Raw genomic sequence first — 23,286 nt, forward strand, 5'->3', positions numbered from 1 at the left:
AAGTATGTTGCTGGACAAGTTCAGAGCTGCCTTTGAGTTGACCGATGGGCAGGTCGCCGGCGCTGCCGAAGGCACCGCTTCCGGGCCGGTTCGAGTGCTACGAACCCGGTTCGGTGGATGTTCCTTCCGGGCCGGGCTGTACCGAATCCATGGCGACTCGTCGGCAGCAGTTGCGAAGACCTGGGTCGACGATGCCTTTCCGGAGTTCGCGGGCCGTCTTGACATCTTCGGGTTCGACTGGCTCGGTCGCCAGTTTGCCGCCGATCGGAACCGGGGCGACGCGCTGGACCCGGAAGTCCTGCTCCTCGAGCCGGGCACCGGCGAGGCGTTGGAGATCCCGGTGCCGGTCTCGAAGTTCCATGACGAAGAGCTCGTCGACTATTCGGAGGAAGCTCTTGCTGTGAGCTTCTACGAACAGTGGCGGTCGCAGACTCCCGAAGCGCTTGGTCTTGACCAATGTGTTGGGTATCGAGTTCCGCTGTTCCTGGGCGGGAAGGATCAGGTCGAGAACCTCGAACTAGTTGACGTCGAGGTCTATTGGGGCATCATGGGCCAGTTGCGGTCCCAGGCCAGGAAGGCCGGCCTCGGCAGCCCGATCTCGGGAGTCGACCTGAGCTAGGCGCCGGCCAGTGCCCGAGGGACGCCACAGATCCGTTGACTCTCTCGGGGCGCGGATGGAGTATGGGTGCTCGGCGACTTCGGGAGGTTTCGGTGGCGGAGGTTGTGCGGGCGGCGTTGGTGCAGACTTCTTGGACTGGTGACAAGGAGTCGATGATCAAGGCGCATGAGGAGTATGCGCGGCAGGCGGCGCAGGCGGGGGCGAAGGTTATTTGCTTCCAGGAACTTTTTTATGGGCCTTACTTCTGTCAGTTGCAGGATCCCAAGTTCTACGAGTACGCCGAGAGTGTGCCGGGGCCCACCACTGAGCGGTTCCAGGCGCTGGCCGCGGAGCTCGGTCTGGTGATGGTGCTGCCGATGTACGAGCAGGAGCAGGCGGGGGTGCTGTACAACACGGCTGCCGTGATCGATGCTGATGGCAAGTACCTGGGGAAGTACCGGAAGAACCACATTCCGCAGGTGAAGGGGTTCTGGGAGAAGTTCTACTTCCGGCCGGGGAACCTGGGGTATCCGGTCTTCGACACCGCGGTCGGGCGGATCGGGGTCTACATCTGTTACGACCGGCATTTCCCGGAGGGGTGGCGGGCGTTGGGGCTCGCGGGGGCGAAGATCGTGTTCAATCCGTCGGCGACGAGTCGCGGGTTGTCGGCGTACTTGTGGCAGCTTGAGCAGCCTGCGAGTGCGGTGGCCAACGAGTACTTCATCGGGGCGATCAACCGGGTCGGGATCGAGTCGGACTACGGGGACAACGACTTCTACGGTACGTCGTACTTCGTGGACCCGGAGGGGAAGTTCGTGGGGGAGGTCGGGCACGACCATGACCCGGAGCTGATCGTGCGGGACCTGGATCTCGGCCTGCTGGACACGGTGCGGGACCGGTGGCAGTTCTACCGGGATCGCCGGCCGGACGCTTACGGGGACCTGACGAAGCCGTAGAGGGAGCCAGAATGACGTTGCTGGTCAAGGGTGGGACCGTGGTCGGGCCGACCGGGACGCAGTTGGCCGACGTGCTGGTGCAGGGGGAGAAGATCGTTGCCCTGCTCGATCCGTTGTTCAGTGCAACGATCACGCCGGACGAGGTGGTCGATGCCACTGGCAAGTATGTGATCCCGGGCGGGATCGACGCGCACACGCACATGGAGCTGCCCTTCGGCGGTACGGCGGCCAGTGACACGTTCGACACGGGGACTCGGGCGGCTGCCTGGGGTGGTACGACGACGATCATCGACTTCGCCGTACAGAAGACCGGTGAGGTGGTGCAGGACGGCCTCCAGGCCTGGCATGCGAAGGCCGAGGGGAACTGTCATATCGACTATGCGTTCCACATGATCCTGGGCGGCGTGGACGGTGATTCGCTGAAGGCGATGGATGCGCTCGTCAGAGACGAGGGGATCACGAGTTTCAAGCTGTTCATGGCTTATCCCGGGGTGTTCTACTCCGATGACGGCCAGATCCTGCGGGCGATGCAGACCGCGCGGGAGAACGGCGCGATGATCATGATGCACGCGGAGAACGGCATCGCCATCGACGTACTGATCCAGCAGGCGCTGGCGCGGGGCGAGACGGATCCGATCTACCACGGGATCACCCGGCCGGCGGCGCTGGAGGCCGAGGCGACGAGCCGGGCGATCGCGCTGGCGGAGGTCGCGAAGGACTGCCCGTTGTACATCGTGCACCTGTCGGCGAGCGGGGCGCTGGAGGCGGTGGCGAAGGCACGAGATGCCGGACGCAACGTTTTCGCCGAGACCTGTCCGCAGTACTTGTATCTGACGCTCGAGGACCAGCTGGGTGCGCCCGGGTTCGAAGGGGCGAAGTGGGTGTGTTCGACCCCGTTGCGAAGCAAGCACGAGTCGCATGCGAAGGACCTGTGGAAGGGGTTGCGGAGCAACGATCTGGCGATCGTGTCGACCGACCACTGCCCGTTCTGTATGAAGGATCAGAAGGAGCTCGGTCTCGGTGACTTCTCGAAGATTCCAAACGGGATCGGTGGGGTCGAGCACCGGGTCGACCTGATCTACCAAGGGGTCGTCGACGGGCAGTTGTCGTTGGAGCGCTGGGTGGAGACGATCGCGACCACGCCGGCCCGGATGTTCGGGCTGTACCCGCAGAAGGGGATCGTCGCGCCGGGCTCGGATGCGGACCTGGTCATCTACGACCCCAACGGTACGACGCGGATCGGGGTCGGGACGCATCACATGAACATGGACTATTCGGCGTACGAAGGGGTCGAGATCCAGGGCCGGGTGGGCACAGTGATCTCGCGCGGCGAGGTGATCGTGGCTGACGGCAACTACCATGGCCGCAAGGGTCGCGGCCGGTACCTGAAGCGCGGCCTGTCGTCGTACCTGGTTTAGGGGGAGTGGCTGTGGACTTCGGAGTGGTGTTCCAGTGTGATCCGCCGGCGTCCGCGGTGGTGGAGTTGTCGGTGAAGGCGGAGGACGCCGGGTTCGACTACGTGTGGACGTTCGACTCGCATCTGCTCTGGCAGGAGCCGTTCGTCATCTACAGCCAGATCCTGGCGTCGACGCGACGCGTGATCGTCGGCCCGATGGTGACGAACCCGGGGACGCGGGACTGGACCGTGATCGCGTCGCAGTTCGCCACGCTGAACGAGATGTTCGGGAACCGCACGGTCTGCGGGATCGGTCGCGGCGACTCGGCCTTGCGCACGCTCGGTGCTCAGCCCGGCACGATCGCCGACATGAAGCAGTGTGTCGAGGTCGTGCGGTCACTCGCGCGCGGCGAGACGGTGACACATCGCGGTCAGGAGCTGAAGCTCGGCTGGGTGAAGGACGGCGCGCTCGACGTGTGGGTGGCGGCGTACGGGCCGCGGGCGCTGGCGGCGACCGGTCAGGTCGGCGACGGCTACATCCTGCAGCTGGCTGATCCGGATATCGCCGCGTGGATGATCGCCGCCGTACGGCGTTCTGCGGAGGAGGCCGGCCGGGACCCGGACGCGATCAAGTTCTGCGTGGCAGCACCGGCGTACGTCGGCGATGACCTCGAGCACCAGCGTGAGCAGACCCGGTGGTTCGGCGGGATGGTCGGCAACCACGTGGCCGATATCGTCGCGCGGTACGGCGACGGCGGCGGCGTACCGAAGGCGCTCACCGACTACATCGAGGGCCGCAAGGGCTACGACTACAGCCAGCACGGCCGCGCCGGTAACACCCACACCGACTTCGTCCCCGACGAGGTCGTCGACCGCTTCTGCATCCTCGGCCCGGTCGAGAACCACCTCGCCCGGCTGGAGGAGCTCAAGGCGCTCGGGGTCGACCAGTTCGCCGTCTATCTCCAGCACGACGCCAAGGAAGAGACGCTCGCGGCCTACGGCAAAGACATCATCCCGGCCTTCTCATGAGTACGGCGCCTCGCCCGGGCATGGAGTCACTCACCCTGATCCTCCTTCGCCGCCCGGCGAATCCGCCCGACCTCTCCGACGACGAGTCCGATGCTGTCCAGGCGGCTCATCTGACCTTCCTCGACAAGCTCCGCACCGAAGGCGTGATGGGCGCGGCCGGACCCTTCCGCGAGCAAACCGACGAAACGCTCCGCGGACTCTGCGTCTACCGAGTAGGCCTCGACGAAGCCCGCCAACACGCGGCCGCAGACCCCGCCGTACAGGCCGGAATCCTGGTCGCCGAGCCCATCACCTGGTGGTTCCGCAAAGGCGAAATCCACCTGGGCGGAAATATGACTGATAAGTTATAGTCTGCTCTATGGGCTGGACGATCAGACTTCACTCCGCAGTTGAGGCGTGGTACCTGGAGCTCTGTGAAGATGATCCGGAGTCCGCCGGCCTGATCGAGAGGGCAGTTGATCTGCTGGCTCATGAGGGGCCGGCGATCGGTCGGCCACTGGTCGACCGCGTGAAAAGTAGTCGGTTTCACAACATGAAGGAACTGCGTCCGGCATCATCGGGTCAGAGCGAGATTCGGATGCTCTTCGCCTTCGACCCGATGCGCGAGGCCATCATTCTGGTGGCGGGGGACAAGTCGGGTCGATGGGACAGTTGGTATCGCGTGGCAGTTCCGCTGGCGGACGAGCGGTTTGCTGAGCATCTGATCGAACTGAAAGTGGAGGAGTGAAATGAATACATACTCCAACTGGGAAGACGTCAAGGCCAAGGCTCGGGCGATTGATTCGCGGACGCCGGCGGAGCGTGCGGCGGCCAAGCAGGCTGCGCGTGAGCGGACCGAGGCGTATGTGCGCGGGCATCAGCTGGCCGAGATGCGGAAGGCCGCGGGGGTTACCCAGGTCCGGCTGGCCGAGTTGCTTCAGGTCTCGCAGGCGCGAGTCTCGAAGATCGAGAGCGGTGAAGTCTCAGGGATCGACATCGTCCGCGCGTATGTGACTGCTCTGGGTGGCACCGTCGAGGTGGTGGCGACTCTCGGTGAGCGCACCTGGAAGGTCGCCTGACCTCACGGAGCCCAGCGGTAGCCGCCGGGGAGTAGGGCGGTGATGGGGGACCAGCCGGGGCCGTCGGGGGTGGGGAGGATGACGCGGATGCCGGGGTGATAGTCCAGTAATACTTGGCGATCTCGGCCGCAGGGGGCCTGGACGCCGCGGTTTTCGTTGCCTACGGCGACGATGGTGGTGAGGTCGCGGGCGCCGGAGGCTCGGGCGTGGCCTAGGGCAACGAGTTCGGCGCAGGGGCCGCCGGTGAAGTGGTAGAGGTTGATGCCTGCGAACAGGCGGCCGTCGGCGTTGCGGACGGCGGCGCCCATCGTGTAGATGCCGTCGGGGCCGTCGGTGTTCTCCTCGACGGTACGGCGGGCCAGGTCGATCAGCTCGTGGTCTTCGGGCGTGAGGGGGCGCAGGTCCATCAGCCGGCGATCCGCTTCAGTTCCGCGTCGACGACGGACTTGACCGCCTTGATCTCGGTGGCCGGGTCGGAGCCGCTGCGGATGATCCGGTTCAGGGCGTCGGAGTACGCCGTACCGGATTTGGGCGACCACAGGATCGGCGTCTGGGCGTGGCCGTTCTCGTTGACGAACTTGGCGGCCTCGGCGGCCGGGCCGGACTTCAGCTTCTCGGCCTTCTCGACGAGCGACTTGCGGGCCGGGATGTGGAAGCCGTAGGCCTGGGCGAAGTCGAGCTGCTTGTCGGTCTGGTCGACCCACAGCCATTTGACGAACTTCTTCGCTGCCTCGACGTTCTTCGACTTCGAGCTGACGCAGGAACCATAGGCGCCGACCGGGACGCTCGGGGCGCCGGTGGTCGCGTTCAGCTTCGGCCAGGGGAGTACGCCGTAGTCGTCCTTGAACGCCTTCTCGATCGCGGGCAGGGTCCACAGGCCGGTGAGCTGCATCGCGGTCAGGCCCTGCGTGAATGCCGACGGGTCGGACCAGTCGGCGGGTGCGCCGAGCAGCAGCGCCTTCGACGTGAACAGTTCGCGGAGCTTCTTCAGGGACTCGGCCGCGAGCGGGTCGTCGAAGCCGAACTTGCCGTCGTCGGTCAGGTAGTCGAGACCGGCCGACCACAGCGCGGGACCACCCAGTACGCCGACGCCGCCGTCGTTGCCGACGAACAGGCCCTTGACCTTGTCGGTGGTCAGCTTCTTGGCTGCGTCGATCAGCTCGTCGACGGTCTGCGGCGGCTGGACGCCGGCCGCGCTGAGCAGGCTCTTGCGGTACACGAGCAGCTGCATGTCTGCGACCTGCGGGATCGCGTACAGCTTGCCCTGGTACGTCATCCGCTTGATCAGGGACGGCGTGAAGTCGGCGGCAGCCTCACCCGGTACGTCGCTCAGGTCGACCACCTGGCCGGCTTTGATCATGTCGATCGTCGGGCCGTTGCCGTACTCGAAAACGTCGGGGCCCTGCTCGGTGAGCAGTGTGGTGGCGACCTTCTTGTCGTAGTCACCCGGCGACCACTGGACCGTCACGGTCGCATCCGGGTACTCCTTCGCGTACCGCTCAACCGCCTGCTGGGTGCCGGCCTCGCCGTACTGGTGGTACCACTGCGACAGCGTCGCCTTCGAGCCGTCTCCGCCGCTGTTGGGACGGCCTGAGTTGGAACCGCAACCGGCCACGGCGACCGCCGCCAGACCGCCGCCAAGCCCCAGCACTTGCCGCCTGCTGAACCCACCCATCACGCCGCCTCCAGAACCGTAGGGTCCCTCGACCCTACGACTCGTGGGGCTCTCGCCGCGGGGATTTCCGCGACTTGGTCAAACGATTGAGGAGTCAGGCGTCGGAGAGGCGGGCGATGGTGGCGGAGGCGCGGCGGACTATCGGTACCGGGCCGGCGGGCAGGACATCGCCGATGAAGGTGTAGTGCTTGAGGATCTCGGGGTCGACGTCGCCGGGGCGATGCCGGCTGTGGTCGCGAACCCAGTCGATGATGTCGCCCCAACCAGGCGCCGCCAGCGAACCGCCGAAGTGCTGGACGGACAAGCCGGCGCAGAGGTTGCCGAAGGCCAGTCGGTGCGCCAGCGGCCAGCCGCGGAGAGTGCCGAGGACGAGCGAGGCGAGGAAGACATCGCCCGCACCGGTCGGGTCGTACGAACGCACCGGCAGGGCCGGGATGTGCTCCTCTTCACCGGTTTCGGAGTCGATCGCCAGTACGCCGTCCGCGCCGTTCGTGACGACCGCGAGGGGAACCCGCTCGGCCAGTTTGTGGAGCGCAGCCTTCGGGGTGTCGGTGCGGGTGTAGGCCATCGCCTCGGCCGCATTCGGGGTGAAGGCGTGGAACCCGTCCAGTACGTCGAGCACGGCCGGAGACCACTCGTCGGTCGGGTCCCAGCCGACGTCGCCGAACAACAGCGCGCCGGACTGCTTCGCCTGCTGAACCCAGTCGGGCAGGTCATCGGCGACCGGGACGATCGCGGAACGGGCCTTGAGGCCGGGACCGACCAATTTGCTCGGATCGCCGGGAGCCTCGTGCGCGTGCGTGACCATGGCCCGGTCCCGGTCGATCGACATCGACACGGTGACCGGGGAGTGCCAATGGCCGATCCGGCGGGAGTGCGAGAGGTCGACACCCTCTTGGTCAGCCAGGGTCCGCCAGCAGAAGTCGGCGTACACGTCATCGCCGAAGACCGCGGCCAGGCCGCTGCGCAGACCGAGCCGGCTGGCGGCGATCGCGAAGTTCGCGACCCCGCCCGGGCACGACCCCATCCCTTCGGCGAAGATCTCGGTCCCGGTCGTCGGCGCGGACTCCAGTCCGGTCAGCACGATGTCCAGGAACACCGTTCCCTGGACGAAGACGTCGTACGCCTCGGACTCGTCGATCACGGTGACCTCGTTTCGTATCATTCTGGGTCATTCTGGGCCCGACCGCGGGGGCGCGCTTTTTGTCGGTGACGGATGGAATGCTTCTACGTAACATCATCGACCGGTCACCGGCGCCGAACAGGGGAGGAACTCGATGGTTTTGGGGGTGTGTCGGTGATTCCGGTCTGGATCTCCGTGGTCGGCGTGGTGATGACGGTCCTCAGCCCGCTGCTGGCGCTCGGCGGCGTCGCGCTGGGCGCCTACCTGACCCGCAAGTCCGATCGCGAGCTGGACACCTGGCGGCACCGCGAGGAGACGATGCGGATGGTGCGCTGGGCGGTCGAGCAGATCCTCGACGGCGACGAAGCCGGCACCGACGCCGGTGTCGTCACGCTCCGCTCACTGATGAGGTCGGAGCTGTTACAACCCGAGGACTACGACCTCGTCGCCGCGCTGACCGCCGCCGTGGCGATCGACCGTGTCGGCGCGGCCGCGTACGCTGAGATTGCAGACGCCGAGATCGAGGTCGTCGAGGGAGACGGTGAAGATGGCTGAGAAGAAGACCGTGACGGTCTCCCGCCAAGCCGTAGAGCTGGCCCGCCTGCACGTCGAAGCCGCCCGCCGAGCCGGCCGCAAACCCGACGCCGCCGTAGCCCGCATAGCCGGCGCCCGCCCAGCCCCCGGCACCGGCGCCTCCCCCGCCCCGGCCTGATCCACCTGCGGAGTCGGCACTTCGCCGTACGGCGCGCGCACGGCCCCGTACGCCGGGTATCGGACTCCGCTGGTGTGGGTGGTCGGCGGCGCGCCGGGGACGGGCTAGGCTGAGCGCGGCCGCTCCGGTGGCGTACGGTGCACCACGTGGTTACCGCTGCGTCGCTTCCTGTTCCCGACCACGGCCGGATGATCCCGTGATCCGCTTCGAGAATGTTTCCAAGACGTACGAGGGCCAGACCAAGGCCGCTCTGCTGAACGTCAACGTCGAGATCGAGAAAGGCGAGTTCGTCTTCCTGGTCGGTACCTCCGGGTCCGGCAAGTCGACGTTCCTGCGCCTGGTCCTGCGTGAGCACCGGACGTCCAAGGGTCACATCATGGTGGCCGGCAAGGACCTGAACCGGCTGGCGAGCTGGCGGATCCCGCAGATGCGGCGGCAGATCGGGACGGTGTTCCAGGACTTCCGGCTGCTGCCGAACAAGACGGTCGCCGAGAACGTCGCCTTCGCGCTGCAGGTGATCGGCAAGCCGCGGTCGCACATCCGCAAGACGGTGCCCGAGGTGCTGGAGCTGGTCGGGCTCGAGGGGAAGCAGGACCGGCTGCCGGACGAGCTGTCCGGTGGTGAGCAGCAGCGGGTCGCGATCGCGCGGGCGTTCGTCAACCGGCCGATGATCCTGATCGCCGACGAGCCGACCGGAAACCTGGACCCGGCGACGTCGGAGGGCATCATGAAGCTGCTCGACCGGATCAACCGGACCGGGACCACGGTCGTGATGGCCACTCACGACGTGTCGATCGTCAACCAGATGCGCAAGCGCGTGATCGAGCTGGAGAACGGTCATGTCGTCCGCGACGAGTCACGCGGCGTCTACGGCTACCAGCACTGACCGCTGCCGAGTACTCCGGCGAATGACAGGGACTGACTGAACAATGCGTTTGAACTACATCCTCTCCGATCTCGGCATCGGCCTGAAGCGGAACCTGTCGATGACGATCGCGGTCGTCGTCACCATCTGGGTCTCGCTGGCACTGTTCGGCAGCGCGCTGCTGGCCAACGAGCAGGTCGGGCTGATGAAGGGCAACTGGTACGGGAAGATCCAGATCTCGGTCTTCATGTGCACCAAGGACTCCGGCGGCCGCGGCTGCTCGGGCGCCGAGGTGACCCAGGACCAGAAGAACCGGATCCGCCAGGTGATCGAGTCGAACCCGGACACCGCGCCCGACGGCGTGTTCGGCGAGTCGAAGAAGGATGCCTTCGCGCAGTTCAAGAAGCTCTACAAGGACTCGCCGATCGCCTCGACGGTCACCGAGGACCAGATGCAGGAGTCCTTCCGGGTCAAGCTCCGCGACCCCAAGCAGTACCAGAACCTGGTCAGTGCGGTCGCCGGCCTGCCCGGCGTCGACAACGTGCAGGACCTGCGGCAGTACCTTGATCCACTGTTCAAGGCCCTCGAAGGCGTCCAATGGGGTGCCTACATCTCGGCCGCCCTGCTGCTGGTCGCCGCGTTGATGCAGATCTCGAACACGATCCGGCTGGCGGCGTACGCGCGACGCCGGGAGATCGGGATCATGCGACTCGTCGGCGCCTCGAACTTCTACATCCAGCTGCCGTTCCTGCTGGAAGCGATCCTGGCCGCGCTGATCGGCGCGGTGCTTGCCTGCGGTACCTTGTGGCTCGGCGTGTACTTCGTGGTGATGCGACGCGCCCAGGAAACCTTCAAGGTCTGGCAGTGGGTCGGCGCCACCGAAACCTTCCGGGCCACGCTCATCATGGTCGTGGTCGGCCTGGTCCTCGCCGTGATCCCGACATTCCTGACGACGCGGAAATACCTCAAAGTCTGACGTCTGTGACTTATCGTGCAGTGGAAGTCTCATTGCACGACAACTCAAGACGCAAGGGGTCGACCTGTGGTCCCGCACTTCCCCGGTGCAGACCCGCGTAAGCGGGCGAGCATCCAGCGAGACGACAGCACCGGCACCTCGGCCACACCGCGCCCGCGGTCCCGCACGAGACCGCAGGCGCGGCAGACGGTCGTTGCCGCATGCTGCCTTGTCCTGTCCCTGTCCGCCGGAGTCCTGGCGGCGGTTCCGTCTGCCCAGGCGGATCCGCCCGATCCAGCCCAGAAGAAGAAGGAACTCGACGCCCAGCTCGGCAAGTCCAAGGCCGAACTGGCCGAGGCTTCCGACCAGCTCGGCAAGTCGGTCACGGCTTACACCAAGGCCGACGCGAAGCTGAAGGTCGTCCAGACCCGGTACGCCGCGGCTCAGGGCCGGCTCGCGGCCGCCAAAGCCGCCGATCTCGTTGCCGCGGGCAAGCTCGCGCGCGCCGAGCGAGCACTGCGTCAAGCGGTGGCCGATGTCGAAGCCGGGCAGCGGGCACTCGCGGAGAAGCGCGCATTGGCCGGTCGCGCCGTACGTTCGGCGTACCAGCAACAGAACAGTCTGGTCGGGCTGAGCATTGCACTGCAAGGCGCGTCGCCGGCAGATGTTGCCACCGGCATCCAGGTGCAGCGGAACGTGTTCGGCATCCAGAGCAACGCGATCACGAACCTGAACAACGCGCAGGCGCAGCTCGCCAGTCGGCAGGTCAAGGTCGCCGCTGCCGAGCAGTCCGCCGAGGCTGCGCGGGCCGAGTCAGCCAAGACGGTCAAGGAAGTGACCGAGCTGACCCGGCAGGTCGCTGCCGACAAGGCCGAGGCCGAGGCGGTCACGAAGGAGAAGCTCGTCCTCTACAAGCGGGCGGAACGCGAGAAGATCGCCGAGCAGACGCAGTACAACGCACTGCTTGCCGAGCGCAACCGGGTCGAGCAGCTCCTGATCGCCCGGGCTCGCGCCGAGAAGGCTGCGGCCGAGCGTCGCCGGGCCGCCCGGGAGAAGGCCGAGCGCGACAAGGCCCGCCGCGAGGGTCGGCCGCCGCGCCCAGTACCGAACGATCCCGAGGACAATGGCGGCCGGCTGAGCAGGCCGATCGACAGCTACATCACGTCGCCGTTCGGGATGCGGTTCCATCCGATCCTGCACTACTGGAAGCTGCACGACGGCACCGACTTCGGTGGCGCCTGCGGTACGCCGATCCGCGCCGCGGCCAGTGGTCGGGTGACCGACAAGTACTACAACGGCGGCTACGGGAACCGGCTGTTCATTTCACACGGAGTGATCGGCGGCTCGTCCGTCACCACCGTCTACAACCACCTGTCCCGCTACAAGGCGCGCGTCGGCGAACGCGTCACCCGCGGCGAGATCATCGGGTACGTCGGTACGACGGGGTACTCGACCGGTTGTCACCTGCACTTCATGGTGTACCAGGACGGCCGGGTGGTTAATCCGATGAAGTGGCTCTAGCCCGTCTGAGATACTGGTCGGATGGTGAAACAGACCGGCCAGCAGAAGCCGATCGCGCAGAACCGGAAGGCGCGACACGACTACCACATTGAGGACGTCGTGGAGGCCGGCCTGGTGTTGACGGGGACCGAGGTGAAGTCCCTGCGGCAGGGCCGGGCCTCCCTCGTCGACGCGTTCGCCGCTGTCCGCGGTAACGAACTGTGGCTGCAGGGAATGCACATTCCGGAGTACAAGCACGGCACGTGGACCAACCACGAACCCCGCCGTACGCGCAAACTCCTCCTGCACAAGGACGAGATGGCGAAAATGGTGAAGGCCGTCGAGCAGCAGGGCGTCTCGCTGATCCCGCTGTCGCTGTACTTCAAGGACGGTTACGCCAAGGTCGAGCTGGCCACCGCCCGCGGTAAGAAGGACTACGACAAGCGGCACGCCCTCGCCGAACGCCAGGCGAGCCGCGAGGCCCAGCGCGCCCTGTCCGACCGCACCCGCCGCCGCGACTAGGGTCCCCTCAGGGGTGTGTCCGGGGCGCACCCGATGGGGTGGAGGCCGCCGGGCGGAGACAGTGGATGCATGTCCACTTCAGAGCTGCGGGTGACGACCGAACAGCGGGATCGCGCCGTCGAAATTCTTCAGGAAATGTACGCCGATGGCCGGGTCGACAAGTTCGAGTTCGACACCCGCCTCGAGCTGGCGTTGAAGTCGCAGACGCGCGCCGAGCTGAACAGCACGTTCGACGGCCTGATGGCGCGCCCGGTCCCGACGTACGTCCCGGCCGCCTTCAGCCGCCCGGCGCCGCTCCAGCGCTACAACACCAGCGACGGCCGCGGCATGGGCACGGTCGCCCACTGGCTCGGCTACCCGACTTTCTTCGTCGGCCCCGCCCTGGTCGTCGCGACCTCGGGCCAGAAGAACCCCGCCGTACGACGGCATGCCGTGGAAGCGCTGAACTTCCAGCTGACCGCGTTCATGGCGTTCGCCGTACTGGGCATCCTGACCGGCGTGGTCGGCTCGTTCCTGGGCTTCGCGTTCCCGATCCTCGGCGTGATGTGGTTCATCCTGACCGGCGTCGGCGGCATCGCCACGGCGGCCGGCTCCAACTTCCGCTACCCCTTCACCCTGCGCCTGATCAAGTAGGGGAATCCCAGGTGCGAGCAGCTTGTTGGACTTGATAGTGTGGATCTTCCACCCGAGGTCTGGGTGGGAGTTTGACAACTCAACAGGGGGTGAACGGTTTCGACTTTGGACGTTAGTGTCAAGGGAAGCGAGCCGAGGATCCAGGGTTATCTCGTAAACGATCTCTGGAAAACAATAACTGCCAATACATCGCGCAGTAGCTACTCTCTCGCCGCCTGACGGCCTGAGAACTTAAAGTAGCGGTCAGCCCGGGAGTGCTTCCGGCCCGGTTCCTGGCCTCAGCTAGGGAGCTTGCTTTGTTAGCCCGGTCACGGGGTTAGCACGGGACATTTACAGTGACTGAGTCTGTCAGCGACATGTCTGTTTGAGCGCTGGGACTGAGAAAACGCCTTAACAGACTGCGCTCGGAGAAGCCTTGAGGCAACGCTGAAGGACGCGGGTTCGATTCCCGCCACCTCCACCCCCGTCGTGAATCCGCAGATCAGAGAACCTCTGGTCTGCGGATTTTGCGTTGGTGCCAGATGAGTCCGGCGGCGATGAGGCCGAGCGCGGTGGCGGCGACCGCGGTGGTCTTCGGGCCGATCGACGGTGCCGGGGCTTTTGCGCCTGCCAGCAGCCTTCGGGCCTGGCGCAGGTTCGGCACGATGCCGAGGATCGCCGTCGGACTGGAAGTCTCGAAGAATCGAAGCAGTCGTGCCACAGTGCACACCACCACCAGATCGTCGTGGCGGCGGCGGATCCCCTGCAGGTTGAACACCACATGGAGCATCACGGGCACCAGCTCCCCGGTCACACCATTGAGGTCCACGATCATGCGGGCGCCGCGGCGACCCGAAACGTTGCCGAGTACCTGGTTCAGGATCCGCCCGTTGCCGATGTCGACCCTGCCGGTCACGGTGATCAGGTGGATGCCTTCCGGCAGCCAGCGGACGGTCACTCGGAGGTCTCCTGCATCGCGACCCGACATGCTGGCAAGTATGGCTGAGCCGGCCCCCTCGTGGGGGCCGGCCTTTGTTGTGTTTACGAGGTGGTGCAGAAGGTGGCGGTGAGGAGTTTGGTGAGGGCCTTCGGGAACTCGGTGGCGGGGTTGATGTCCTGGTCGCCCATGGTGACGGAGGCGGTCAGGGTTTTGGTGCCGTCGGGGGAGCTGTACATGATGGCGCCGTAGCCGGCGGGCGGGCTGCCGTTGTGCTGGTAGACGATGCCGCCGCAGGTGGGGCCGAGGTCCTGGACGAAGAGGCCGAGGCCGTAGCCGAGTTTGCCGTGCGGGTCGCGCATCTGGGCCAGGAGTGGGGCGGGGAGGAGTTTGCCGCTCATCAGGGCGGAGATGAAGGTGCGGAGATCCTTGGTCGTGGAGATCATGTCGCCTGCGCCGGCCAGCAGGGAGAGGTTCATGCGGCTGACGTCGACCACCTTGGTCTCGCCCTTGTCGGTGTAGCGGTAGTAGCCGTGGGCGTGCGGGCCGGGGAGCTGCGTGCGGTTGCCCGGTACGACGGTTCCGGTCAACCCGAGTGGGCGGATGATCCGGCGGCCGACCTCGTCGGCGTACGAGTGGCCGGTGACCTTTTCGATCAGGAGCAGGGCGACGGTGTAGTTGGTGTTGGAGTAGTTCTGGTCGGTGCCGGGGGCGAAACGCGCCGGCTTGGAGAGGGCGAAGCGGACGAGCTCTTCGGGGGTGTAGCGGCGGAAGCGGTTGTCGACCCACTCTTGACCGACGACGGGGATGCCGGGGACGACTGTGCCGTCGTCGTAGTACTCGCCGGTGTACGCGAACAACCCGCTGGTGTGCTGCAACAGCATCCGCGTGGTGATCCGCCGGTCCAGGCCGAGTCGCGGCAGGTAGCCGGCCACTGGAGCATCCAGCTTGACCTTGCCCTCAGCCACGAGCTGCAGGACGACGGTTGCGGTGACGGTCTTGGTGACGCTGCCGACCCAGAACGACCCGTCCGTCGGCGGCTTCGCCGACGACCCGAGCTTCCGCACGCCGGCGCTACCGACCCACTCACCCTGCTTGTCGTGAACCCGCACCTGAACGCCACCGAACCCGGCGTCGACAAACCCCTGCATCGCAGCCTGCACCTCCGGCCGCGCAGCCGGTACGGCGCTCGCCGCGCCCGGCGCCGCCGTACCGGCCAGCACTGCCATCGACACTGCCGCGACTAGCAATCTCTTCACTCGACTGTTCATGTCGACAACCATCGCGAGCCCCGCAGACGCCGCACTGACACCGTCCTGACACCAGGCCAGAGAGCTAGCGGAGGTCCCCGAGGTCGAGGGTGATGGCCATCGGGGCGGTGCTGGCGAAGGTGCCGCCAACGACCTGGTCGTCGAGATAGCCGAACTTGTCGGTCAGATGACAGGCCAGCAGCGAGACCGGGTCCTGAATGTCGACGATCCAGTAGTACGGGATCCCCGCGTCGGCGTACTCGGCCCGTTTCACCACGTTGTCGGTACGACGCGATCCCGGGGAGACGATCTCGACCACGATGAGCACTTCCGAGGCCCGGATCAGTCCGCCCTCGGTCCGCACACGTGGTCGGGCGGTGCGTCGCACGACGATAACGTCAGGTCTGCGCGAGAAGCCGGGTTGGTCCGCTGGAGCGAGCTCGAGGTCGATGTCCACGTCCGTGATGACCTCGAGATCCGAGGACAGTTGCGGCATCAATTGCAGAGCGATCCGCAGCGCAGCCATCTTGTGATCCGGGCTTGGGTTCGGCGAGAGCACGAGATTGCCCTCCATCAGCTCGGAGCGGCCGGTGTCGTCTTCGCCGAGCGCGGCGTACTCACCCACAGTGAGCAGATGGGCGGGCGGCAGCGGGACTGCTGTCATTGTCTCCTCCTCATCTCCGGGGCCATTGTTCCAGGCGCGTCGTCACCTGAGTTGCCAGCTGAAGGGCCGGAACGGCGGATGTCGACGCCCGAGCTGCCCGAAGGGGCTGGGTGGTGGGGCTGAAGAGGAGCGCCTCGACTTGGTGACCTGCTGATCCGCGGAGGCGACCGTAGCGTGGTGCCGTCCGTCGGTGAGGGAGTGGGGTCAGCTGATGCCGAAGATCCTCGAGTATCGAGGTGTGAGCCTCAACCAACGCACCATCGACATGATCGAGGCTGCCGAGTCGATCAGTGGGTTGAGGTTCGAGCTCACCCAGGGCTCTTACAACGCGGGTGGGGTCCAAGCGTCGGCGGGCACTCATGACGGCGGTGGGGCGGTGGATATCTCGCTCAAGGACCGCAAGACGGAAGTGCTGTTCCCGAAGAGCAGGCGGGAACTCGTTCGCGACTCGGCCCGGCAGGTCGGTTTCGCGGCCTGGATCCGCGATCCGTCCCAGTCGAGTCGGCGTTGGGCGTGGCACGTGCACGCGATCGCGATCGGGGACCGGGATCTGTCGGACGATGCGCGTGACCAGGTCACGGCGTACAGGAACGGCCGTAACGGCCTTGCCTCGAACGGCGCGGACGACGGGCCGCGCACGTGGGTCAAGGTGACGTGGGAGCAGTGGGAGAAGGCGCATCCGAACTGGAAGGAGCCCTTCACTGCAGCTCAGTACGAGAACCTGCTGCGGGAGATGAAGACCCAGGACGCGGCGACCCGCCAGGAGGTACTGCGACAGGCGATCTGGATGCTTCGCTTCAACGCGCAGACTGTCGACGAGCGGGCCGCCGCAGGCAAGGCGTTCGATGATGCGATCGCGGCCGGGCAGTCGCTCAAGAAGGCGATGGCTGCCGCGACCGCGGTGATGTCGCCGATCAATGCTGCACTCGCCGAGGCCGCGAAGAAGAACGGCTAGGACTCGCGTCGGCGGAAGGTTCTTCGGAGGTCGGTGGTCCACTCGGTGGGGAGTTCCCACGGGATGAAGTGGCCGCCGTGGGGGTGCGCGGTGAGGTTGGTGTGGTTGTACCAGGAGGCTCGGTCGCTGGCGAGGAAGTGGTTGACGCGGGCTTCGGGGGTGGTGATGCCGGGTGGGTTCTCGTAGCCGACGAAGGTGATGCCGGTGGGTGCCTCGATCGCGGGTTGGCGGTCGTGGGACGGCGTCCAGGGGTAGCGGTTGTTGTTGGCGTACGTGCGGATCGACGTGTCGATGGCGTTGCCGGCCCAGTAGATGGTGGCGTGGGTGAGGATGTCGTCGGGGGTGAAGGGGTCGCCGTCGGACCAGCTCTGCCAGCGTTCGAGGATCCAGGCGAGCATGCCGGCGGGGGAGTCGGCGAGGCCGAAGCCGAGGGTGCTCGGGTGCAGGACGTGGGCGGCGAGGTGGGCGGCGAAACGACGTTCGAAGGCGATGACGCCGTCGTGGATGGCGGGTGGGAGGTTGTCGGGCAGGGGATTGCCGCCGGTGAGGTCCCAGGCGCGGTCGCCGTTGAAGAAGTCCAGCTTCAACCCGGAGCCGATGTGGATGCCGTGCAGCTCGTCGGCGTACTTGTGGCCGAGCTGACCGGTCACCAGCGCGCCGACGTCGCACCCGGCGGCGGCGTACTGCTGGTGACCGAGGATGCCGGTCATCAGGTCGTGCCAGACGTCGGCGATCTTCCAGAAGTTCATGTCCGGGCTGGTCGGGGTCGAGAACCCGAAGCCGGGCAGGGACGGGACGATGACGTCGAACGCGTCCGCTGGATCGCCGCCGTACGCGCCGGGGTCGGCCAGTTGGTCGGTCACCTTCGACCAGTGCCAGAACGTCCACGGCCAGCCGTGGCTCAGGATCAGCGGGATCGGTGCCGGTCCGACGCCGGGCTTGTGCAGGAAGTGCACCGGTACGCCGCTCACGTCGACGCGATAGTTGTCATAGGCATTGATCGCGCGTTCGGCGGCCCGCCAGTCGTAGCCGTCGGCCCAGTATTCGACGAGTTCCTGCAGATCGGTACGGCGGACGCCGTAGAACCCGTCGTCGTTGCCGATGTCTCGCGGCCACTTGGTTGATCGGAGGCGGCGGCGCAGGTCGTCGAGGACTTCGTCGGAGACGTGGATGGGCGCGGGTTCCAGGTGCATGGTTGCCTCAGGCATCTTCGGCTAACTCGGTCAGGCGGGCGAGGACGTCGATCGACCCGGCCAGTACGGCGCGTTCGGCGTCGGTCAACTGGTCGACGAGCTGGGTCAGTTTGGCGACCCGGTTGGTGTGGCGGGAGCGGACGACGCGTTGGCCGGCTGGGGTGAGCGACAGGAGGATCGCGCGACCGTCGGCGGGATCCGGGCGACGTCGTACCAGGCCGTCCTGCTCGAGTTTCGCGACGAGGCTGGTCAGGGCGGGTTGTTTGAGCTGCTCGGTCGCGAGCAGGTCGGTGAGTCGCAATGGGCCGCTGCGGGACAGGGTGTGCAGGACCGACAGCGTGGAGAAGTTGAACCGCTGCACGGAAGGGAGCCGGATGAAGATCGTGTTGAAGTCCACGATCACCCGGGTCAGGCGTTCGGTGTCCACCTCGGTCATCAGGCGAACATATCAAAAATCGATATTCTTTGACTTGGTGCTAGTTGGTGAGGGGGATGCTGCTGATCACGATCGCGGGGTCGCCGGCGCGGAGGGTGAGGACGGCGGTCTTCTGGCCCTTGGGGAGGTGGCCCTTGAAGACGATGGTGCCCTGGGTGGATTCGCCGGCGGCGAACTCGTCGGGCCAGTTGCTGCGGGAACCGTCGGCGCGGATCGAGTTGCCCTCGGCGCTGGTGAAGGTCGCGTTGCCGTCGAGGGGGAGGCTGACGGAGTCCTTGCCCTTGTTGTTGACGGTGAGGCGGATCCGGGTGAAGTGGCTGGTATTGGTGACGTTGTCGACGGTGATCGTGAGACCGGCGGTGGTTTTGCCGACTGGTTTGATCAGGCGGTCCTCGCCGGACTCGTTGCCGGTGAGGTAGCCGGCCGCGTACTCGGCTCCGGAGGTGATCGCGAAGCCGCCCACGCCGACACCGAGCAGTACGGCGATGATCGCGACGATGACCGAGACGTCGAGCCGGCTCGGTTCGCGTTCGGTGGGGCTGACGGCGTCGAGGATCGCGAACGTCATCGCGCCGAGGAGTGCGAGTGTCGGCGCGATCAACCAGCGGAGGAGACCGCCCGGGCCGTCGGCGAGGAACGTCGCGATCAGGTTGATGACGAGGCCGACGGCCAGCATCGCACCGGCGATCGCTAGGACCCGGGCAAGGCGGACCTGGCCTACCTCGACGGACTCGCTGGTACGGCGTTCTGGGCGGTTCGCCGGACGGGGTGTCGGGCGGGTGTTCCTCGGTTCGTCCGGATAGTCGGGGTGGTCCGGGCGCGCGGGGTACGGGTTGCGCGGGGTGTCGGGTTGGGCGATCTGGGCGCGATCGCCGCCGGTGAGCGGGGAGCGGGCCGACTCGAGGTAGTCAGCCGAGGGGTAGCCGGGCCAGGACGCGCTGTTGCTTGCGTCCGCCGGGTTCGGCTGGCTGATGCTCGCGCGGTCCGCCGGGTACGGGTCGTTCCGCGGCGCGGCGTCCGGCTGCTGCGGGGTGTTGGGGGCGAACGGCGAACCGGCGGGCGCGGAGGCGTCCGAGACGGGCGGGTCTGCTGGGGCTCTTGTGGGTGCCGGGCGGGGGGTGAGCGGCCTGGGCGGTGCGGGAGGTGGTGGGGTTGTCGACGCTGGGTTCAGGAAGCCCGAGTCGTCGGGCTCGCTCCAGCGGTTCGGTTCGGGGGCGGCCGGACCTGAACCCGCAGGTGGTTGGTGGGTGGGCGACGTGTTGGGGGCGCCCGGTTGACTGTGGGCGGCCTGTCCGTCCGGTGCACCCGACGGGGTGCTGGAACGCGCGTCGGTCGACTCTGCCTCGGGTGAGGCGGGTGTGGCGGGCGCGTCCGATGCGGGCGGCTGCGGTGTCGGGGAGGGGGCGGTGGCGGGGGCCGGCGGCGTCCCGAGCGGGGCGGCTGCCGGCGGCTGCGGGGTCCCCGAAGCGGCGGTCGCGGGAGGCTGCGGTGTTGCGGCGGGAGGCGGCGGCGTCGCGGCAGAGGTGGCGGGGGCCGAAGGCTGCCGGGGTGCGGGTGAGGCGGCGGACGCCGGGGGCTGCGGCGACGCGGGTGAGGTGGGGGCGGAGGGTTGTGAGGGCTCGGGTGAGGCGGCGGCTGGGGTGGCGTGGAAGGTTAGGACTGAGCGGCCGATGTGGATTTGGTCGTTGTTGGTGAGCGCAGTGGGGGCGGTCAGGCGGCGGCCGTTGAGGCCGGTGCCGTTGCGGGAGGCGTCGTGGAGGGCCCAGGCGGCGCCGGTGCGGACCAGGCGCGCGTGGATGCGCGAGATCTGGTCGTCGGCGGGGAGGCGGACGTCGGCGTTCGCGGCGCGGCCGAGGGTGATCTCCGTGGCCGTGGAGGGCAGGGGCCAGCGTTGCGTGCCGAGCGACAGCGCGAATTCCGTTTCCACCAACACCCCACCCGGCAGCCGACCCCGTCGGCGCGATTCTGCCTTTCCTACCTACATTCGGTCCAGGGCCCCCGCCCTGGTGAGACTCGCAACACTAGTGCACCAAGGAGGTACGGCGACCTCGCGGGTCAGGCCGCCGTACCGAGACTCCTGAGTCCGAAACTAACCAAGTGTCATCCGCGGCTCGCCGTTCGTCAGGCCGGTGCCCGTGATGGCGCAGGTGCCGCCGCGGTTTTGGGTGTAGGTCTGGCGGAGGCAGGAGCGCAGCGCCAGTTGGGCCCAATAGTTGGGGTGCAGCGATTCCTGGATGTAGTAGTTCGAGCCGACCGTGGTGACCGTACGGATCTGGTTGACCCACTCGGTCTTGTCGACGGCGGTGGGTTGGGTCCAGGAGGTGAGGCCGACCTCCTCGTACAGGCCGACGGTCTTCTCGCAGAGGCGGCGGCCGTTGAAGGCGGACTGGAGTTCGAGCAAGCGGGTGTTCGCGAGGCCGGACTGGGTGATGGCCGCGCGGACCGTGCTGTTGATGGTGGTCAGCGCGGTGCTGTTGGCCCAGTCGGCGTCGGCGCTCCAGAAGCCGCAGCCGCCGACGCTCTGCCGGCTGTAGCCGGTCTGGCCGTAGCGGAAGCCGCTCCCGTTCGGAATCGGCGACGGATAGGTCTGTACGACGAGGGTCCAGGCAGTGTCGCCGTACCCGGCGTTGCGCATCGCGGTCCGGACGTTCTGCAGAGCGGTCGCGATCTTGCCGCGGACTGCGGTCACGTTCGCGGTGGTGAAGTTGGCGACCACAGAGGAATCATCGCGACAGTAGTCCGGCGCCCACGACGGTGAGAGCAGGAAGTCCTGCACACACTGCGTGACGATCGCCGCGAAGTTGAAGTCGTTGCCGCCGATCGAGACCGCGACCTGCCGCACGTTGTGGCTGGTCGCGAACTGCTGCAGCGCCTTCGCCTGACCGAGCCGGCCGGCGCCGTTGTCGTAGAAGTCGATACCGGGCTTGAAGTCGTCGCCGGTCCCGGTCGTGGTCCGCGCGCCGGAACACGAGAGGTTGAGGGCGCCGACGCCACCACCGATGAACGCTTCGGCCGAGCGGCTGCGGTGGCATTTCGGGATCGCTTCCGCGGTACCGCTCGCGTTGTCGTGGTAGGCGTGGGCGCCGAGGGCGTCGGCGGGCGCCTCGGAGTTGTTCGAGCTACCGGCCCAGCGGCCGGCCTCGCCGGAGATGTAGGAGTCGCCGAGCGTGACGACGTACGGGGTGCCGGTACCGGGGCCGTCGGCCTGGGCAGGGGCGGCGACCAGGCAGAGCCCGGTCATGGAGAGCGCAAGGATCAGGGCGAGCCGGAGTGAACTGGGCGGATTCTTCACCGGGGGTCCTCTCTTGCCGGAGGGACCTTTATGTACTCACAGGTAACCGGCGAAGAACAGACCGAGAGTGCTGGCATCTTTGCGCACTGTCACCCCTGCGTCAGTCGAACATCTCCAGCCCCTTCGGATACCGCTCCAGCCACCAGGCGCGCCAGCGCGCATCCACCTCGTCGCGGTCGACGTCGCCGTACAGGGACAGCACCGCCATGGTCGCGCCCTCGGGCTTCAGGTCGCCGGGTGGGATGTGGCTGAGTACCAGCAGGCCGTTGCCCCAGGCATCTACCTCGATGCCGACCTGATGGTCGGAGGTGTAGAACGTGTCAGCTTTGACGGTGGCGTCCGGTAGGGCGAGTACGTCGGTCGGGATGCCGAGTTCGGTGATCGGGTTGATCGTGCCGTTTCCCGAATAGAACAAGGTACGGCGGGGTTCGCCCGGATGGCGTTCGACCGCGAACCGCAGCTGGTGCAGGAAGGTGATCCAGCCCTCGGTGACGTCGTCGTAGTAGGCATCCCAGTCCGGGTTCGCGCCCTTCGGCGCCCGGGTGAGGGTGATCCGGCTGCCGCCCTCGACCGGTTCGACGACGAACTCGTCGCCGTTCCCGAGGGTCAGCGTGGTCCCGTCCTCGGAGGTCTCGGTGAAGTAGATCAGGTCGATCTCCTCCTCCAGACCACCCTGCGGCCCCTCGTACTCCCAGCCGTGCCAGTGCCGAATCTTCTCCTTGTCCCGCAGCGCGTCCCAGACAGCTTCCACGGGCGCTGCCACCGTCACCACGATCCCGGTCATGAGGCCCCGTTTCTGGACTGAGGAGCGCAGGGAGCGCAGCGACTGGAGTGACGAGGGAAGAAATGGAACCAGGCCTCAGGACCCGCCGCGCGGAGCGTGGCAATGTGTACAGTCATGACTCTCCTTCGGTACGACGGGGTGCCGGGTGGCCGCCGGCGATCAGGCGATAGGGCCGTCCGCCCTCGGTGTCGAACTGCTCGACGACCTGTCGGACGGCGTCGGTCAAGGCATCGGTGAAGCGGTGGACGTCGCCGGGTTCGGCGAATCGCGCCTCGGCTTCGAGGGTGAACGTCAGGAGCCGTTTGCCCTCGGCCGCGGTCTGCATCCGGGCCACGTCCCGCACGGTTCCGGCGGCGACATCGATCAGGTGCTCGGCGGCGTACTGGTCCTGGATCCCGGTGAACACCTGGCCCATCACGGCTGGATCGATCACCAGGGTCGCGGCGCGGAAGATCCGCTCGGTGAACCCGCGCCGCTGCCGCTCCTCCACGAGTTCCACCAGCCCGGCCCTCTCCAGCTCACGCAGGTGGTAGCCGACTCGCTGCCGCGGCAACTCCAGCGCGGCCGCGAGCTGAGTCGCCGACGACGGCTCCCGGAGCAGTTCCAGCAACCGCCGCCGGATCGGCGACAACGCCACCCGCACCTTCTCCGGCTCCTCGACCAGCATGCCACCAATCTGTCATTAGACAGAAAAATCTGTCAATAGGTCGGCAATCTGCGGAAGGACAGGAGGTCTGCCCGATTTCGGCGCCTCAGGGGTGCGGGCTGAGCCTG

At 66.9% G+C, this 23,286-nt stretch carries 27 protein-coding genes and 1 other RNA gene; 16 read left to right on the top strand and 12 right to left on the bottom strand.

What is annotated here, in order from left to right:
- Window positions 1-4: 4 nt before the first annotated feature.
- From ABD231_RS27425 to ABD231_RS27455, 7 genes are all read left to right on the top strand, one after another.
- A complete protein-coding gene (locus ABD231_RS27425; protein WP_344158063.1) occupies window positions 5-619 on the top strand; it encodes a T6SS immunity protein Tdi1 domain-containing protein in 615 nt (204 codons plus the stop codon).
- Window positions 620-711: 92 nt separating this feature from the next.
- Window positions 712-1,554: a nitrilase-related carbon-nitrogen hydrolase gene (locus ABD231_RS27430; RefSeq protein WP_344158066.1), complete on the top strand. Its 843-nt coding sequence runs from the start codon at window positions 712-714 to the stop codon at window positions 1,552-1,554.
- Between the two features lie 11 nt (window positions 1,555-1,565).
- Entirely contained in the window at window positions 1,566-2,972 is a 1,407-nt protein-coding gene (gene hydA, locus ABD231_RS27435; RefSeq protein WP_344158069.1) for a dihydropyrimidinase, read from the top strand.
- Between the two features lie 11 nt (window positions 2,973-2,983).
- Window positions 2,984-3,979, top strand: a complete 996-nt coding sequence (locus ABD231_RS27440; protein ID WP_344158072.1) for a TIGR03842 family LLM class F420-dependent oxidoreductase — start codon at window positions 2,984-2,986, stop codon at window positions 3,977-3,979.
- Window positions 3,976-4,329 (top strand): YciI family protein, encoded by a 354-nt coding sequence (locus ABD231_RS27445; RefSeq protein WP_344158075.1) that lies wholly within the window; start codon window positions 3,976-3,978, stop codon window positions 4,327-4,329. The genes ABD231_RS27440 and ABD231_RS27445 overlap by 4 nt, the downstream gene beginning before the upstream one ends.
- 8 nt (window positions 4,330-4,337) lie before the next feature.
- The gene (locus ABD231_RS27450) at window positions 4,338-4,706 is read left to right on the top strand and encodes a type II toxin-antitoxin system RelE/ParE family toxin (RefSeq protein WP_344158078.1); all 369 of its coding nucleotides are present in this window, start codon (window positions 4,338-4,340) and stop codon (window positions 4,704-4,706) included.
- Window position 4,707: 1 nt separating this feature from the next.
- Complete coding sequence (locus ABD231_RS27455; RefSeq protein WP_344158081.1) at window positions 4,708-5,037, top strand: helix-turn-helix domain-containing protein; 330 nt, start codon at window positions 4,708-4,710, stop codon at window positions 5,035-5,037.
- Window positions 5,038-5,039: 2 nt separating this feature from the next.
- Here ABD231_RS27455 and ABD231_RS27460 read toward each other — a convergent pair whose 3' ends face one another.
- The 3 genes from ABD231_RS27460 to ABD231_RS27470 all read right to left on the bottom strand — a co-directional run bounded on the left by ABD231_RS27460 (window position 5,040) and on the right by ABD231_RS27470 (window position 7,877).
- Window positions 5,040-5,444, bottom strand: coding sequence for a cytidine deaminase family protein (locus tag ABD231_RS27460; protein WP_344158084.1), 405 nt, complete (start codon window positions 5,442-5,444; stop codon window positions 5,040-5,042).
- Complete coding sequence (locus ABD231_RS27465; protein WP_344158087.1) at window positions 5,444-6,712, bottom strand: ABC transporter substrate-binding protein; 1,269 nt, start codon at window positions 6,710-6,712, stop codon at window positions 5,444-5,446. The genes ABD231_RS27460 and ABD231_RS27465 overlap by 1 nt, the downstream gene beginning before the upstream one ends.
- A gap of 94 nt (window positions 6,713-6,806) precedes the next feature.
- Window positions 6,807-7,877 carry a carbohydrate kinase family protein gene (locus ABD231_RS27470; RefSeq protein WP_344158090.1) on the bottom strand — a complete coding sequence of 357 codons (1,071 nt, stop codon included), beginning with the start codon at window positions 7,875-7,877 and terminating at the stop codon, window positions 6,807-6,809.
- 132 nt (window positions 7,878-8,009) lie between these two features.
- On the opposite strand from ABD231_RS27470, the gene ABD231_RS27475 reads away from it, so the two are divergent.
- From ABD231_RS27475 to ssrA, 8 genes are all read left to right on the top strand, one after another.
- Complete coding sequence (locus tag ABD231_RS27475) at window positions 8,010-8,390, top strand: hypothetical protein (RefSeq protein WP_344158093.1); 381 nt, start codon at window positions 8,010-8,012, stop codon at window positions 8,388-8,390.
- Window positions 8,383-8,547, top strand: coding sequence for a hypothetical protein (locus ABD231_RS27480; protein WP_344158096.1), 165 nt, complete (start codon window positions 8,383-8,385; stop codon window positions 8,545-8,547). Before ABD231_RS27475 ends, ABD231_RS27480 begins: the two co-directional genes overlap by 8 nt.
- A 196-nt stretch (window positions 8,548-8,743) precedes the next feature.
- Complete coding sequence (gene ftsE, locus ABD231_RS27485; protein ID WP_132407842.1) at window positions 8,744-9,433, top strand: cell division ATP-binding protein FtsE; 690 nt, start codon at window positions 8,744-8,746, stop codon at window positions 9,431-9,433.
- A 43-nt stretch (window positions 9,434-9,476) separates the two neighbouring features.
- Window positions 9,477-10,388, top strand: coding sequence for a permease-like cell division protein FtsX (ftsX, locus tag ABD231_RS27490; protein WP_344158102.1), 912 nt, complete (start codon window positions 9,477-9,479; stop codon window positions 10,386-10,388).
- Between the two features lie 66 nt (window positions 10,389-10,454).
- Window positions 10,455-11,888 (top strand): peptidoglycan DD-metalloendopeptidase family protein, encoded by a 1,434-nt coding sequence (locus ABD231_RS27495; RefSeq protein ID WP_344158105.1) that lies wholly within the window; start codon window positions 10,455-10,457, stop codon window positions 11,886-11,888.
- 21 nt (window positions 11,889-11,909) lie between these two features.
- The gene (gene smpB / locus ABD231_RS27500; RefSeq protein ID WP_344158108.1) at window positions 11,910-12,389 is read left to right on the top strand and encodes an SsrA-binding protein SmpB; all 480 of its coding nucleotides are present in this window, start codon (window positions 11,910-11,912) and stop codon (window positions 12,387-12,389) included.
- A 69-nt stretch (window positions 12,390-12,458) separates the two neighbouring features.
- On the top strand, window positions 12,459-13,022 hold the full coding sequence (locus ABD231_RS27505) for a DUF1707 and DUF4870 domain-containing protein (protein ID WP_344158111.1): 564 nt from the start codon (window positions 12,459-12,461) through the stop codon (window positions 13,020-13,022).
- Window positions 13,023-13,107: 85 nt separating this feature from the next.
- Window positions 13,108-13,485, top strand: a transfer-messenger RNA (tmRNA) gene (gene ssrA, locus ABD231_RS27510).
- A gap of 18 nt (window positions 13,486-13,503) precedes the next feature.
- Here ssrA and ABD231_RS27515 read toward each other — a convergent pair.
- From ABD231_RS27515 to ABD231_RS27525, 3 genes are all read right to left on the bottom strand, one after another.
- The gene (locus ABD231_RS27515; protein ID WP_344158114.1) at window positions 13,504-13,959 is read right to left on the bottom strand and encodes a hypothetical protein; all 456 of its coding nucleotides are present in this window, start codon (window positions 13,957-13,959) and stop codon (window positions 13,504-13,506) included.
- Between the two features lie 83 nt (window positions 13,960-14,042).
- Window positions 14,043-15,209: a serine hydrolase domain-containing protein gene (locus ABD231_RS27520; protein ID WP_344158117.1), complete on the bottom strand. Its 1,167-nt coding sequence runs from the start codon at window positions 15,207-15,209 to the stop codon at window positions 14,043-14,045.
- 64 nt (window positions 15,210-15,273) lie between these two features.
- A complete protein-coding gene (locus ABD231_RS27525; RefSeq protein ID WP_344158120.1) occupies window positions 15,274-15,852 on the bottom strand; it encodes a Uma2 family endonuclease in 579 nt (192 codons plus the stop codon).
- A gap of 211 nt (window positions 15,853-16,063) precedes the next feature.
- Here ABD231_RS27525 and ABD231_RS27530 point away from each other — a divergent pair, with 211 nt between their 5' ends.
- The gene (locus ABD231_RS27530; protein ID WP_344158123.1) at window positions 16,064-16,807 is read left to right on the top strand and encodes a hypothetical protein; all 744 of its coding nucleotides are present in this window, start codon (window positions 16,064-16,066) and stop codon (window positions 16,805-16,807) included.
- Here the strand turns inward: ABD231_RS27530 and ABD231_RS27535 are convergent.
- From ABD231_RS27535 to ABD231_RS27560, 6 genes are all read right to left on the bottom strand, one after another.
- Complete coding sequence (locus ABD231_RS27535; RefSeq protein ID WP_344158125.1) at window positions 16,804-18,015, bottom strand: epoxide hydrolase family protein; 1,212 nt, start codon at window positions 18,013-18,015, stop codon at window positions 16,804-16,806. The two genes, ABD231_RS27530 and ABD231_RS27535, sit on opposite strands and share 4 nt — an antisense overlap.
- Window positions 18,008-18,436: a MarR family winged helix-turn-helix transcriptional regulator gene (locus ABD231_RS27540; protein ID WP_344158128.1), complete on the bottom strand. Its 429-nt coding sequence runs from the start codon at window positions 18,434-18,436 to the stop codon at window positions 18,008-18,010. The genes ABD231_RS27535 and ABD231_RS27540 overlap by 8 nt, the downstream gene beginning before the upstream one ends.
- Before the next feature lie 40 nt (window positions 18,437-18,476).
- Entirely contained in the window at window positions 18,477-20,363 is a 1,887-nt protein-coding gene (locus ABD231_RS27545; RefSeq protein ID WP_344158131.1) for an FHA domain-containing protein, read from the bottom strand.
- Between the two features lie 162 nt (window positions 20,364-20,525).
- Window positions 20,526-21,728: an SGNH/GDSL hydrolase family protein gene (locus tag ABD231_RS27550; RefSeq protein ID WP_344158134.1), complete on the bottom strand. Its 1,203-nt coding sequence runs from the start codon at window positions 21,726-21,728 to the stop codon at window positions 20,526-20,528.
- 100 nt (window positions 21,729-21,828) lie between these two features.
- Complete coding sequence (locus tag ABD231_RS27555) at window positions 21,829-22,512, bottom strand: SRPBCC family protein (RefSeq protein WP_344158137.1); 684 nt, start codon at window positions 22,510-22,512, stop codon at window positions 21,829-21,831.
- Window positions 22,513-22,624: 112 nt separating this feature from the next.
- Complete coding sequence (locus ABD231_RS27560) at window positions 22,625-23,179, bottom strand: ArsR/SmtB family transcription factor (protein ID WP_344158141.1); 555 nt, start codon at window positions 23,177-23,179, stop codon at window positions 22,625-22,627.
- Window positions 23,180-23,286 lie beyond the last annotated feature (107 nt).

Origin of the sequence: Kribbella yunnanensis, assembly GCF_039529655.1 — a bacterium.
In the GTDB taxonomy this organism is placed as follows: domain Bacteria; phylum Actinomycetota; class Actinomycetes; order Propionibacteriales; family Kribbellaceae; genus Kribbella; species Kribbella yunnanensis.

Excerpts from the sequence above, each read along its gene's own strand:
- ABD231_RS27425 (WP_344158063.1), top strand. The coding sequence starts at position 5 with ATGTTGCTGGACAAGTTCAGAGCTGCCTTTGAGTTGACCGATGGGCAG.
- hydA (WP_344158069.1), top strand. The coding sequence starts at position 1,566 with ATGACGTTGCTGGTCAAGGGTGGGACCGTGGTCGGGCCGACCGGGACG.
- ABD231_RS27445 (WP_344158075.1), top strand. The coding sequence starts at position 3,976 with ATGAGTACGGCGCCTCGCCCGGGCATGGAGTCACTCACCCTGATCCTC.
- ABD231_RS27450 (WP_344158078.1), top strand. The coding sequence starts at position 4,338 with ATGGGCTGGACGATCAGACTTCACTCCGCAGTTGAGGCGTGGTACCTG.
- ABD231_RS27455 (WP_344158081.1), top strand. The coding sequence starts at position 4,708 with ATGAATACATACTCCAACTGGGAAGACGTCAAGGCCAAGGCTCGGGCG.
- ABD231_RS27460 (WP_344158084.1), bottom strand. The coding sequence starts at position 5,444 with ATGGACCTGCGCCCCCTCACGCCCGAAGACCACGAGCTGATCGACCTG.
- ABD231_RS27465 (WP_344158087.1), bottom strand. The coding sequence starts at position 6,712 with ATGGGTGGGTTCAGCAGGCGGCAAGTGCTGGGGCTTGGCGGCGGTCTG.
- ABD231_RS27470 (WP_344158090.1), bottom strand. The coding sequence starts at position 7,877 with ATGATACGAAACGAGGTCACCGTGATCGACGAGTCCGAGGCGTACGAC.
- ABD231_RS27480 (WP_344158096.1), top strand. The coding sequence starts at position 8,383 with ATGGCTGAGAAGAAGACCGTGACGGTCTCCCGCCAAGCCGTAGAGCTG.
- ftsX (WP_344158102.1), top strand. The coding sequence starts at position 9,477 with ATGCGTTTGAACTACATCCTCTCCGATCTCGGCATCGGCCTGAAGCGG.
- smpB (WP_344158108.1), top strand. The coding sequence starts at position 11,910 with ATGGTGAAACAGACCGGCCAGCAGAAGCCGATCGCGCAGAACCGGAAG.
- ABD231_RS27505 (WP_344158111.1), top strand. The coding sequence starts at position 12,459 with ATGTCCACTTCAGAGCTGCGGGTGACGACCGAACAGCGGGATCGCGCC.
- ABD231_RS27520 (WP_344158117.1), bottom strand. The coding sequence starts at position 15,209 with ATGAACAGTCGAGTGAAGAGATTGCTAGTCGCGGCAGTGTCGATGGCA.
- ABD231_RS27525 (WP_344158120.1), bottom strand. The coding sequence starts at position 15,852 with ATGACAGCAGTCCCGCTGCCGCCCGCCCATCTGCTCACTGTGGGTGAG.
- ABD231_RS27530 (WP_344158123.1), top strand. The coding sequence starts at position 16,064 with ATGCCGAAGATCCTCGAGTATCGAGGTGTGAGCCTCAACCAACGCACC.
- ABD231_RS27535 (WP_344158125.1), bottom strand. The coding sequence starts at position 18,015 with ATGCCTGAGGCAACCATGCACCTGGAACCCGCGCCCATCCACGTCTCC.
- ABD231_RS27540 (WP_344158128.1), bottom strand. The coding sequence starts at position 18,436 with ATGACCGAGGTGGACACCGAACGCCTGACCCGGGTGATCGTGGACTTC.
- ABD231_RS27555 (WP_344158137.1), bottom strand. The coding sequence starts at position 22,512 with ATGACCGGGATCGTGGTGACGGTGGCAGCGCCCGTGGAAGCTGTCTGG.
- ABD231_RS27560 (WP_344158141.1), bottom strand. The coding sequence starts at position 23,179 with ATGCTGGTCGAGGAGCCGGAGAAGGTGCGGGTGGCGTTGTCGCCGATC.